The sequence below is a fragment of the Rhodospirillales bacterium genome (assembly GCA_016712595.1).
In the GTDB taxonomy this organism is placed as follows: Bacteria; Pseudomonadota; Alphaproteobacteria; order Rhodospirillales; family Defluviicoccaceae; genus Defluviicoccus.
Window position 1 is genome coordinate 2,591,130 of record JADJQT010000001.1, and the last position, 12,400, is coordinate 2,603,529.

The following is a 12,400-nucleotide window of genomic DNA, read 5'->3' on the forward strand; positions in this document are numbered from 1 at the left end:
ACCCTAGCGGCAGTCACCGCGCTTCTTTGAACATCGGGACCATCCAGTGTGACTCCGTTGCATCAACCGCGACGCGTATCCCGAACCCCATACGATCGGCTTTGGCAGTAAGAGGATCTCCAGATAAAACCATTGAGAGGGGCTCGGAATACCCTTGCAAACGGATCAGGTGAGGACATGATGATGCGGACGCACGCGATCGCTTCTATTGCATTGATTGCACTGGTGTCCGGCGCCAGCGTGGCGTCGGCCCAGTCGGTCAGCGGCGTCGGGGTCGTCGAATCCGGAAGTGGCGCGGGTGAAACCGGTGTCGGCCGCTCGAACGCCATTATCGGCCTCGGTTTCGGGCTTTCGCCGGATTATGAAGGCTCGGACGTCTACAAGTACGGCGCCGTGCCGTTCGCCCGTTTCAGCTACCAGGAATATCAGCAGTACCTCCAGCTGGGACCAAATCCGGGAAGCCGCACCTATCAGGCACGGATCAATGTCCTGCCCTATGAGGGAATCGAGATGGGGCCGATGATTGATTATCGCCCTGGCCGCAAGCATGTCGGCAATAAGGCCGTCCGCAGCCTGCCGAACGTGGATAACGGCTATGAGCTGGGCGGCTTCGCCAACTACTGGCTGCCGCTCCCCGGCGACGTGCTGCAGTCGATCGGCCTCGGCTTTTCCGGCGCTGCCGATGCCTCGGGGGCTTACGACGGCTGGTGGGTTCAGCCGGCGCTGTCCTACAAGGTCGCGCTGGGTGACGGCGTCAGCCTCAACAGTCGGGTGTTTTCCGACTACGCCAACGACGACTACATGAGCACGTATTTCGGGATCGATGCCAATCAGGCAGCGAAGAGCGGACTAAAGCAGAAAAACGCCGATGCCGACTTCAAGGATGTCGGGCTGACGCTGGGAGTCAACTGGCAGTTCGCCGATCACTGGTTTACCGGTGCGAGCGGAACCTACGAGCGCATGCTGGGTGATGCCGCCTCCAGCCCTGTCACCCGCAACGAGGGGAACAAGAACCAGGGCTTCGGCGGCGTCTACGTCGGCTACAAGTTCTAGCGGCTGTCGTGCAAGCGCCGCGTGGCGCGGCTGTCGTGCAAGCGCCGCGTGGCGCGGCTGTCGTGAAGCGCCACTCACTTTGCGCGAGGCGCTCCGCTCGGCGGTGAGATCGATGAACGCTGCAGAGCTGATCGAAGCGCTGGCACTCTCGCCGCACCCGGAGGGTGGCTGGTATCGCGAAACCTTCCGCGACCGGCCAGCCGAAGGCGCCGCCCCCGAGAATCGCGGGGCGCTCACCCAGATCTACTTTTTGCTGTGCGCGGGTGAGCGCTCGCGCTGGCACCGAATCGATGCGATCGAGGTCTGGCACTTCTACGCCGGCGATCCGCTCGAGCTCAGCATCGCCGCTGCCGGCGAGGCGCCGCGAACGCTGATGCTCGGGACCGACTTCGCGCGCGGCGAGCAGGCGCATGGCATCGTTCCGGCCGGCGCGTGGCAAGCGGCGCGGCCCATGGGCCGGTTCGCCCTCGCCGGTTGCACCGTCGCACCGGCGTTCGCATTCGCCGGCTTCGAACTCGCCCCAGACGGCTGGGCACCGCCGCTTGACCCGGTGGCCGGCGAGCGCTGACGGCTCTTGGTACCTCGGGCGCCTCCATGATCGGATGGCGCTGCGCCATTTGCGGATGAGATGACTCAGGCGATGAGGATGACGCCGTCGTCAACGAGCTGCTGGACGGTGAGCATCGTGGTGAAATCGTGCAGAACCACCAGATCGACGAAACCTGCTTGAGGATTAACCGAGACGACCGTATCGCCATTTTCGACACGCAGTTGGACATCGGCAGCGTCGAAAACGGTCGAATGGAACGCCGAGAGGTCGAGAACGTCGGCCAGCGAAAAGTCGGTGATCGTATCGACGACCGCGAATCGCTGCCCGCCGGTTGATCCGGGATCGAAGCTGCCGATGGTCAGATCAGCCGGTGTCCAGGAAAACCGGTCGCTGCCGGCGCCACCGGTCATACTGTCGGCGCCAAGTCCGCCGACGATCGAATCATCGCCCGCGCCGCCCGAAAGCGTATCCGCAAACAGCAAGGCCCGACCGCCGAAGCTGCCATGGATCATTGAGAAGCTGCTGTAATCGTCGTTTATCGTTTCGCCCAGCAATGTGTCGTTGCCGCTTCCGCCTTGGAGGTCGTCGCGGAAAGCGGACATCGTGTTGCCCCCGTCTCCGCGCAGATCGAACTCCGCGTAGTACCCGCCGAGGTAATCGCCGCACAGCAGGTCATCGCCATTACCGCCGATGAGCGTATCGCAGAAGGCGACAACGGCGTTTCCCGTGCCTCCCGGCGTTTCAGCGCTACCGTCCGAGCCAGCATCGATGCGGATGGTCAGAGATAAACCATGCTCGATGCTCAGGTCGTCCCGGGCGATGTCGCCGATCAGTGTGTCATCGCCTGCACCGCCCGTCAGCCGGTCGTTGGATACGTCGACAAGGTTACCGTCTCCCCCTGCCCCCGCAGGCGCACTGCTGCCATCACCGCCCGTGCCGACGTCGATTTCGCACGTAACGTGGGCACTGCTGTTCTCGGCGCCAACGTCTCCAGCCAGCCAGTCGTTTCCGTCGCCGCCGTCGAGCATATCGCACAATGCGGCGACGTGATTGCCCTCGCCACCGGCGCCACCGGAGACGGCGGTGCCGTAATAATCGATGCCACCGTTGCCGCCTGCGCCGACGCGGACCGTCAGGGCAAGATTTCCCTCCGAGTCGACCTCGTGAACGTCACCGACGATTACGTCGTCGCCGTTGCCGCCCCTCAGATTATCGTCAAAGGAATCGACCGAATTCCCGCTGCCACCGTCGCCGCCCGGCAGGACATAGGATACAACCGAACCGCGCCCATTCCCCGCGACCCCGACATCGACGCTCAGAACCAGTTCGCTTCGGGAGAGGTGCTGCGCGATGTCGCCGACAATCTGATCGTTGCCGTCACCGCCCAGTACGAGATCGTTAAATGCGTGCACCGCACCATCGTCGCCGCCGGCTTTCCCAGGCGAGCGGGAGCCTCGTCCGCCAAACCCACCGACGCTGCCGCTGCCCGCGGCAACGAAAAGCGCCACATCGCCCTCACTTCCCAAGCGCAGGAGATCGCCGGCCAACCAATCGTCACCACCACCACCGCGCATGCTGTCGGCAAAGGCCGCCAGCATGTTCTCGTCGCCGCCCGCGCCATTGCCGAGCCCGGTGCCGGCGCGCCCAATGAAGGCGTTCATCGACAGCGGCGAAAGGTCGTGGTCACTGAGAACATCGCCGGCGATGGTATCGTTGCCGGCGTTTCCTGTCAGGCTATCGGCAAAAGCGGTGACCCGGTTGCCCGACCCGCCATCAGGCGGAGTGAAGAAAAATTGGTAGCTGCCGCGCGACGCTTCGCCCGCATCCGCCTGGAGAACGACCGAGTCCCCGAGCGCATCCAGACGGTAGGCATCGCCGACGAGGACATCATCGCCGCTGCCACCGATCGCCGTGTCTGCCGCCGCCGCAACCTCGTTGTCATCGCCGCCCGCCCATTTGCTGCGGCCGGCGCCGGCGAGCACGCGGATACCAAGATCGCCACGCCCTTGCGAGAAGGCATCGCCGACCTGCGTGTCGTTTCCAGCGGCTCCGACCAAAAGGTCGGCAAGCGCAATCGTCTGGTTCGAACTGCCAGGCTCACCCGGCGTTTCCAGCGATCCACCATATGAGTCCGGGCGAACGAACCCACGGTAGCCGCTGCCGGCGCTGACCTCGATAGTACTGTTACCGTTGATCTTCCACAGATCGCCGACGATCAGGTCGCTCCCGTCACCACCGCGAAGAGTATCGTTGAACGCATGCGCCGAATTGTCATCGCCACCCGCTGCGGCATCGGGCGACGCGCGGTAGCTACCGGAAAGGCCGCCGCCCCCGGCGTCCGCCACCAGTTCCGCCTCGTCCTTGGAGAAGGATATGACGTCGCCGACCAGCGCATCGGCGCCAAGGCCGCCGAGAAGGCTATCGGCGAAGCCGGCGGCATGGTTGTTCGCGCCGCCGCTGCCCGCGTCCGGTCCCTCGTCACCGGTATCGTAATCGAAATGCGTCACCCCGCCGGCGCCGGCGGTTACTGCGAGGGCGATCGGCCCGGCCCCGTCGCCGTAGACATCGCCGGCGATCGTATCGTTGCCGGCAAGACCGGAAAGGGTATCGCCACTCCCCACCACCGTCTCGTTGCTGGCGCCGTCAACGCTGTCTTCGCCGCTGCCGGCGGCGATGGAGAGGTCGAACGCATCACCCGCGGTCACCACGGCATCGCCGGCAAGGCGATCCTCTGTCGGTGTTCCGGTTCCATCCACGATCGCGGCAGTCAGAAATTTTACGGAATCGTCCATCCTCGCCCCCTCATCGAGCCCTCGGCTGCGCGTCGCACGCACGGCGATCGTCGTCCTCCCAGCGAGTGTGGGTACAACGAAACAGCCCGCAGTGGACAACCGCACTCCCGAAGCGGATTGTCTTGCTGAAAAAGGATGCAACGTCAGTATGGGTCAGGGCAACCCGCGATTGGATGACAGAACGTCATTACAACTAAATTTCGTCACTACTTCACTCGCAAAAGTAGAACTATGGCCAGCGCGGTCAGGCGACGAAGGGGTCACGAACCAGGATGGTGTCGTTGCGCTCAGGCCTGGTGGAAAGGAGGTGAACCGGAGCACCGATCATCTCCTCGATGCGGCGGATGTACTTGACCGCCGTCGCCGGCGGTTGCCGGTTGTTTGTTATCGAGGCCCCCGCCGCCGGCGTTGGCGGTGAGCCGCGCGCCCAAAGCCGCGCCGCGGCCGCTGCGATCGCCTCTTCCGCGCTTTCGGTCCCGACACTTCGGTCCCGTCAGTCCCGATGCAATTGCCCGCGGCGGCTACGCCTGCCGTATCAGCGGGCTTGCAAGCCTATGCAGGCTCGGCGAGATGGCTCGTCAAGGCAAGTAAAGAACTGATGACGGCGAAACCGCCTGCAATCAATTACAATAAACTCATAGCACGTAAAAGTAGTGCAGAAAATCCGTGCCTAATCGACGAAGGGGTCACGAACCAGGATGGTGTCGTCGCGCTCAGGGCTGGTGGAAAGGAGGTGAACCGGAGCACCGATCATCTCCTCGATGCGGCGGATGTACTTGACCGCCGTCGCCGGCAGGTCGGCCCACGACCGGGCGCCCTGAGTGCTGTCCGACCAGCCTTCCATCACCTCGTAGACCGGCTCGACCCGCCCCTGGCGCACGCTCGAGGCCGGCAGGTAGTCGAGCGCCTCACCGTCGAGGCGGTAGCCGGTGCATACACGGATTTCCTTAAATCCGTCGAGAACGTCAAGCTTGGTGAGCGCGATGCCGTTGATGCCGTTGACCTTGACCGCCTGGCGAACCAGCACCGCGTCGAACCATCCGCAGCGCCGCGCCCGGCCGGTGACCGTGCCGAACTCGCGGCCGCGCTCGCCGATCTGCCGCCCGGTCTCGCAGGTGAGCTCGGTCGGAAACGGGCCGGAGCCGACACGGGTTGTATAGGCCTTGCAGATGCCGAGCACGTAGTTCAGCGACCCGGGGCCGAGGCCGGAGCCTGCGGCTGCCTGACCGGCGACCGTGTTCGAGGAGGTCACGAACGGATAGGTGCCATGGTCGATGTCGAGCAGCGTGCCCTGCGCGCCCTCGAAAAGGATACGCTTGCCGGCGCGCCGCGCCTCGTCGAGCGTCTTCCACACGGCATCGGCGTAGGGCAGCACCTGCGGGGCGATCGTCATAAGTTCGGCGAATATCGCCTCGCGATCGATCTCCGGCATGGCGAGGCCGCGCAACAACGCGTTGTGGTGAAACAGCATCGCATCCAGCTTCTCGCCGACCACGGACGCATCGGCAAGATCGCCGAGACGGATGGCGCGGCGGGCGACCTTGTCCTCGTAAGCCGGGCCGATGCCGCGCCCGGTGGTACCGATCCGGGCGTTGCCGAGCGCCTTCTCACGGGCAAGGTCGAGGTTGCGATGCAGTGGCAGGATCAGCGGGACGTTCTCGGCGATGCGCACGTTGTCGGGACCGACATGCACCCCCTGGCTGCGCAGCCCGTCGATCTCGCGCAACAGATGCCAGGGATCGAGAACAACGCCATTGCCGATAATCGACAGCTTGTCGGAACGGACCACGCCCGACGGCAGCAGGCTGAGCTTATAGGTGACACCGTCGATGACCAGCGTATGGCCAGCGTTGTGGCCGCCCTGGAAGCGCACGACGACGTGCGCCCGTTCCGATAACCAGTCGACAATCTTGCCTTTGCCTTCGTCGCCCCACTGGGCGCCAACGACGACAACGTTCGCCATGTCAGATCAACCTTCGCTGCGTGGCCGCCGCTCCCGGCCCGCAGGCACGGTGCGACCATCAAGAAATACGTGCGTGCAGCCGAGCCGGCGTGCCTCGTGCGCCGGCTCGATGCCGTCGTCGAGCGCCGCGAGCGCGACCCAGCCTTCCCGTCGGAGACCCTGGGCGACCTCGGCCGGTGCGTCGGCGGGCAACAGGACCCGGCGCTGGGGCTCCGGGCGCGGCAGGGCGCGCAATACCGCGTCCATGAATAAAGTGATGCCTGTCGCAGCTTCGCCCTTCTCGGTGCGGTAGCGGCCGCCACGACCGATCTCGTCGGTCGATGACGTGGCAAACACGGTGCAGGTCACACCACGGTGGTATTCAAAGCCGCGATTTTCCACCGCATCAATGGTAATTGTCAGCATCGGCGCCGAGCGGTGCAAGCGCTCATAGACGGCGACGAGGCTCGCCCGCTCCGCCGCCGCCGCCGCCGGCAGCTCGAGCGTCGCCAGCGTCGCCAGCGCCGCCTCGGCCGGCCCGGTGCTCGCCACAAGCACAGCCAGCAGATCGGCGGTCACCTCCCCCAGCACCGGCGCAAGCTCCGCGATCGCCGCTGCGTCCTTGCGGTCGAGAGCAAGGCGGGCGCGCGCCTCGCTATCCGGATCGCACGTGATGGCGGCGAGAATCTCCGGTACCAGCCGCGGCAGTCCGAGATCGACCGTCAGGCCGGCCACGCCGAGTTCGGCGAGCGCGGACGTCGCCATGACCATCACCTCGACATCGGCGGCGGGCCCGTCCGAGCCGACGATCTCGGCGCCGACCTGACCGAACTGCCGCTCCGGGCGGACCTGCGCGCCACGAACACGCAGCACCTGGCCGGCATAGGCGAGACGCAAGGGCCGTGGCCAGTGGGCAAGACGGCTGGAGGCGATGCGCGCCACCTGCATCGTCATATCCGGGCGCAGCGCCAGCATCCGCTGGGCAACCGGATCCATCAGCCGGAACGTGGCCGGCGCAAGCGCCGCGGCCTGCCCGGCCAGCATCGTTTCTTCGAATTCGATCAGCGGCGGCTTCACCCGCTCGTAGCCGAAACTGGCGAAATGAGCCATCAGCCGCTCGACCATCCTCGCCTCGAACGCGGCGAAAGGCGGCAAAACGTCCATCAGTCCGGCCGGCAGCAGCGCCGTGTCGGCGAGGGTGTGCATCATGTGTCGATCCATGGCTCCGGGTTGACGCTTGGCACTGGCACGCGTCCGGCCCCGGTTTTAGCCGCAGGTGGCGGGGGCAGCGAAGTGAATTCTCATCCGCGGCGACGCAAATCGCCTGTCCCGGTACCAGCAAGCTCGATCACCGGCGGTTTATCGCCGTCAGTTTACCACCGGCAGTCTATTGCAGATCGAACCGCGCTTCACGCACTGTCTCGCCGACGCTTTCCGCCAACTTCGGGACCATCGCCTGCGCGAGTTCCGCCGGCTCACCCTGGCTGAGATCGGCGATCGACCATCCCTGCCACAGCCGGACACCGTTGGCGCGCGCATCGAGGGTGAGGCCAAGGCGATACTGGGGCGGAGTAACGACGGTGGTTTTCGGCAGCGGCAGACGGGCCATGCGGGTGACATTGAGCTCGCCTTGGGGAAACAGCCGGCCACGATCGTCCATCATTCGGATGGAGCCGGAATCACTGGGGTACTGCCACGCACCGACGTCTTCGCCGGTATCGATGGTCATGATCAAGGGCGCCTCGCTGGCACCGACGGAATAGCCATGCGCCGCCAGCGCCGTCTCCAACTCCCGCTTGATCGCAAGGTTGTCGGCGGAATCGTTGAGCACGCGCACCTCGAGAGCCGCTGCCTTGGGCATCGGCTGGAAGGCGACGGCGTTCAGCGTCGCCTGACCGGACGGCTCCGCCACTGCATCAACACCGCCGGCCATCAGACCAACGACGAAGAACGGCATGAACAGGCGGCTCATGGTCGTCACTCCCCCGAATGTGGCGCGCGTGCCGCCTGAACGATCGATCGTCCGGGCAGCACGTAACCACCATGATCCCGTGCGCACATCCCAGCGTCAACGACAACGTGCGCCAGCGGCAATGCCGCGCTGTAGCGCCGGGCCGAGCCCGCGTGCAAGTCCTGGCCGTTGACACGAACGCACCCGGCCGATACGCCACCGCCTGAACATTCTGATCTGAACATTTTGATCGAGGTCTGCGAGGCATCGATGGTCGCGCTGAAAGGCATGGTCGCCGCCGGCCATCCGGAAACGGCTGGCGCCGGCGCCGCGGTGTTGGCGGACGGCGGCAATGCCATCGATGCGGCGCTCGCCGCTCTTGCCGCGGCGTGCGTCGCCGAACCGGTGCTGGCGTCGCTGGGCGGCGGCGGCTTTCTCGTCGCAAGACCAGCAACGGGACCAGCCGCCGGCAAGACGATGGTGTACGACTTCTTCGTGCAGACTCCCCGGTCCCGGCGCGACCCGGACGATGCCGATGTGCGATCCGTCGTCGCCGACTTCGGTCCGGCGCAGCAGGGATTCAACATCGGCATGGGCACCATCGCCACCCCTGGCGTCGTCCACGGCCTGTTCGATGCCCACGGCGATCTTGGCCACATGCCCCTGCGCCAGGTTCTCGGGCCGGCGATCGCCCTCGCCCGGCGCGGTGTGCGCATGGATGCGACGCAGAGCGAGGTCCTGCGGATCGTCAGCGCGATCGTCACCGCGACCGCCGCGACCCGCGCGCTCTATGCCAGCCCCTCGCGTCCGGACGCGCTGCTGGGGCAAGACGACGTCTTTTGCGCTCCGGAGTTCGCCGATGCGCTCGAGATCCTCGCCATTGAAGGCCCCGGGCTGTTCTATCGCGGCGAGATGGCAGCGCTCCTCGCCCGCGACAGTACCGCCGGCGGCGGACACCTTGGCCGCGAGGATCTGCGCCAATACCGGACGGAACGGCGCGCGCCCATCGCACTCGGCGCGTTCGGCGCGCGCGTGCAGCTCAATCCGCCCCCGGCGCTCGGCGGTCTGCTCGTCGGCTTTGGCCTGTCGCTGTGGGAAGCGATGGCGCAACTGGACGGCCCGAACGGAGCGACGCCCGGCGCAGCGGCCGACGCGGCAACCTGGGGCAGAACGGCCCACCTGCACCGGCTTGTGCGGGTGCTGACAGCGATGAGCCGGGCGCGAAGCGAGGACGGACTCGACGCCCAGCCGGCATCGGCGCGAACGGACGCGCTGCTGGGTTCGCAGCGGATCGCCCGCGCCTGCCGCGAGGCGCTTGCCACCCCAGCATCGCGGCGCGGCACCACGCACATCAGTGTCGTCGACGCCGCCGGCAGCGCCGCGGCGTTGTCGATCTCCAACGGCGAGGGCAATGCCTACGTGCTTCCCGGAACCGGCATCGTGATGAACAACATGCTGGGCGAGGACGACCTCTGCCCCGGCGGGGCGCACGCCTGGCCGACGAACGTGCGCATGGCCTCGATGATGGCGCCCTGCCTCGTGCTGGATGGCGATGGCGGCATCGCCGCGCTCGGTTCGGGCGGATCGATGCGCATCCGCTCGGCGATGCTGCAGACCCTGCTCAATCATTTCGCCCTTGGCTGCCGGCTTGACGACGCGGTCGCGCTGCCACGGCTGCATGTCGAGGGCGAGACGCTGAGCATCGAGCCAGGTTTCAACGGCGACGAACTCGATGCCATCGCCGCCGGTTTCGCTCGGATCGACCGCTGGCCAACGAAGAGCATGTTCTTCGGCGGGGTTCACGCGGTGCGGCGGAACAGCGCGGGCAGCGTCGAGGGCACCGCGGACGCGCGCCGCGGCGGCGCGGTGCGCAGCGCGTGAATCACAGACATCCCCGAAGGCCCACAGACATCCTCGAAGGCAGGGAGGCGACGACGATATCGTGAGTGATTCGCAGCAGCGTTACATCCTGACCATTTCCTGCCCGGACCGGACTGGAATCGTCGCCGCCGTCGCCGGCTTTCTCGCCGATCATGACGCCTTCATCACCGAATCCTCGCACTTCGGCGATGCGCGCACCCAACGCTTTTTCATGCGCACGGTATTTCGCATCGGCGCGGCCACACCGGGGCTCGATCAGTTCGCCCAGCGCTTCTCCCGTGTCGCGGAACGCTTCAACATGGTCTGGGGCCTGCACGACGCGCAGCGCCGCGAGCGGGTGCTGATCCTCGTCTCCAAGCTCGATCACTGCCTGAACGATCTGCTCTACCGGTATCGCACCGGCGACCTGCGGGTCGATATTCCGGCGATCGTCTCCAACCACCCCGAACTCGAGCCGCTGGCCGAGTGGCACGGCATTCCCTTCCATCACCTGCCGATCACACCCACGACCAAACCACAGCAGGAAGCGGCGATCCTCGCACTCGTCCACGACCTCGAGATCGACCTCGTCGTCCTCGCCCGCTACATGCAGGTGCTCACGCCCGCCACCTGCGACCGTTTGCGCGGTCGCTGCATCAACATTCATCATTCCTTCCTGCCGGGATTCAAGGGGCCCCGCCCCTACCATCAGGCGCACGATCTCGGGGTCAAGCTGATCGGGGCCACGGCGCACTACGTCGTCGCCGATCTCGATGCCGGCCCGATCATCGAGCAGGCGGTCGAACGCGTCGACCACAGTTTCGGCCCGGAAGAGATGTCCCGGGTTGGTCGCGATATCGAAAACGTCGTGCTCGCGCGGGCCGTGCACTGGCATGTCGAGCATCGCGTGCTGCTCAACAACGGGCGAACGATCGTTTTTCGCTGATCACCGGCACCGTTCGCTTTGGGGACGGCGCAGGCACGGGCAGGCGCGGCTTGGGCGCTGGCGGTGTTTTGCATCAGCCATGCGGCAACCGCAAATAAGTTCATAACGACACAATACACGCAATCATTGTTAACCACTTTCGCCTATGATGCGGGTTGTGATATTAAGTCATAACACCCGCGGAGGCGGTATTCACATGCTCGAAAGCAAAGCCTTGAGTGAGCCCGGCCGCCTCGCGGTGGGCGTCGCCGAAGCCAGGCCGGCCGATCAGAGCCTCCTCGCTGACATCGATCTGTTCAAGACGGTCGGGCGTGGCGCCCTGACGACGATCGAGCAGGCCTGCCGTTACCGGCGTTTTTCCGCCGATGAACACATCATCGATCGCGACGCCCTGTCGTCGGATGTTTATTTCATCGTCCGCGGCCACGCGCGGGTGGTGAATTACTCGGTGTCCGGTCGCGAAATCACCTTTGCCGACCTCAAGCAGGGCGATTATTTCGGCGAGCTTTCAGCGATCGACGAATGTCCACGCGCGGCCGGGGTGGTCGCGGTCAAGGAAACGCTCGTCTTCTCCTTGCCGCGCCGTGTCTTCCTCGGCGTTCTCGCCGACCACCCCGAGGTGGCGATGAAGGTGATGACCAAACTCGTTCGCATCGTGCGCCGCGCCGACGAGCGGATCATGGATTTGTCGACCCTCGGCGCCCACAATCGGGTGCAGGCGGAACTGCTACGCCAGGCCCAGGTTCATACGACGCTGCGCAACGCCGCGTTGATCGAGCCCATTCCGGTGCACAGCGATATCGCCAGCCGCGTCTCGACGACGAGAGAGACCGTCGCGCGGGTTCTCAACGATCTCGCCCGCAAAGGCATCGTCGAGCGCTCGCGCAACGCACTGCTCATCCGCAATATGCGGCTGCTGCAATCGATGGTGCAGGAGGTTCGCGGCTAGGCAGGCGGGCGCGAGCGGAGCGGACTCGCAGCGGCTTCACATCGATCTGCTTTAACCCGCCTCACAGCCGCATGGGCGGCAACGGCCCGCTCTCCGCCGCGCGCCGTCCATCGCCGGTATTGCCGGTCGCCGTAACGGCGCGCCGGCGCGAAGACACTCCACCAGACGGCTATTTAATCTTGGCCTCGCGGAAGGGCACGTGTTTGCGCACGACCGGGTCATATTTGCGGAACTCGAGCTTCTCGGTCGACGTACGGGGATTCTTCTTGGTGACGTAGTAGAACCCGGTGCCGGCGGAGCTCACCAGCTTGATTAGGATTGTATTCGGCTTCGCCATTCTCGGCTCATATCAATTGC

Annotated in this window: 9 protein-coding genes and 1 pseudogene; 4 read left to right on the forward strand and 6 right to left on the reverse strand. The window is 65.5% G+C overall.

The window, feature by feature from the left end:
- Positions 1 to 225 precede the first annotated feature (225 nt).
- Positions 226 to 1,053, forward strand: coding sequence for a MipA/OmpV family protein (locus IPK66_11615; GenBank protein ID MBK8175879.1), 828 nt, complete (start codon positions 226 to 228; stop codon positions 1,051 to 1,053).
- 112 nt (positions 1,054 to 1,165) lie between these two features.
- On the forward strand, positions 1,166 to 1,621 hold the full coding sequence (locus IPK66_11620; protein MBK8175880.1) for a cupin domain-containing protein: 456 nt from the start codon (positions 1,166 to 1,168) through the stop codon (positions 1,619 to 1,621).
- Positions 1,622 to 1,686: 65 nt separating this feature from the next.
- On the opposite strand, the gene IPK66_11625 is transcribed toward IPK66_11620, so the two are convergent.
- The 5 genes and pseudogenes from IPK66_11625 to IPK66_11645 form a co-directional block, all read right to left on the reverse strand.
- Positions 1,687 to 4,395: a hypothetical protein gene (locus IPK66_11625; GenBank protein ID MBK8175881.1), complete on the reverse strand. Its 2,709-nt coding sequence runs from the start codon at positions 4,393 to 4,395 to the stop codon at positions 1,687 to 1,689.
- A gap of 244 nt (positions 4,396 to 4,639) precedes the next feature.
- Positions 4,640 to 4,762, reverse strand: a pseudogene (locus IPK66_11630) (adenylosuccinate synthetase).
- A gap of 303 nt (positions 4,763 to 5,065) precedes the next feature.
- Positions 5,066 to 6,358 (reverse strand): adenylosuccinate synthase, encoded by a 1,293-nt coding sequence (locus IPK66_11635; GenBank protein MBK8175882.1) that lies wholly within the window; start codon positions 6,356 to 6,358, stop codon positions 5,066 to 5,068.
- A gap of 6 nt (positions 6,359 to 6,364) precedes the next feature.
- Positions 6,365 to 7,543 carry an ATP phosphoribosyltransferase regulatory subunit gene (locus tag IPK66_11640; GenBank protein MBK8175883.1) on the reverse strand — a complete coding sequence of 393 codons (1,179 nt, stop codon included), beginning with the start codon at positions 7,541 to 7,543 and terminating at the stop codon, positions 6,365 to 6,367.
- 181 nt (positions 7,544 to 7,724) lie between these two features.
- Complete coding sequence (locus tag IPK66_11645) at positions 7,725 to 8,309, reverse strand: hypothetical protein (protein MBK8175884.1); 585 nt, start codon at positions 8,307 to 8,309, stop codon at positions 7,725 to 7,727.
- 1,711 nt (positions 8,310 to 10,020) lie between these two features.
- Between IPK66_11645 and purU the strand changes: the two genes are divergently transcribed.
- Both purU and IPK66_11655 read left to right on the forward strand, forming a co-directional pair.
- Positions 10,021 to 11,094, forward strand: a complete 1,074-nt coding sequence (purU, locus tag IPK66_11650) for a formyltetrahydrofolate deformylase (GenBank protein MBK8175885.1) — start codon at positions 10,021 to 10,023, stop codon at positions 11,092 to 11,094.
- Between the two features lie 196 nt (positions 11,095 to 11,290).
- Complete coding sequence (locus tag IPK66_11655) at positions 11,291 to 12,043, forward strand: Crp/Fnr family transcriptional regulator (GenBank protein ID MBK8175886.1); 753 nt, start codon at positions 11,291 to 11,293, stop codon at positions 12,041 to 12,043.
- Between the two features lie 169 nt (positions 12,044 to 12,212).
- Here the strand turns inward: IPK66_11655 and rpmG are convergent, their stop codons facing one another.
- Entirely contained in the window at positions 12,213 to 12,380 is a 168-nt protein-coding gene (rpmG, locus tag IPK66_11660; protein ID MBK8175887.1) for a 50S ribosomal protein L33, read from the reverse strand.
- Positions 12,381 to 12,400: the final 20 nt, after the last annotated feature.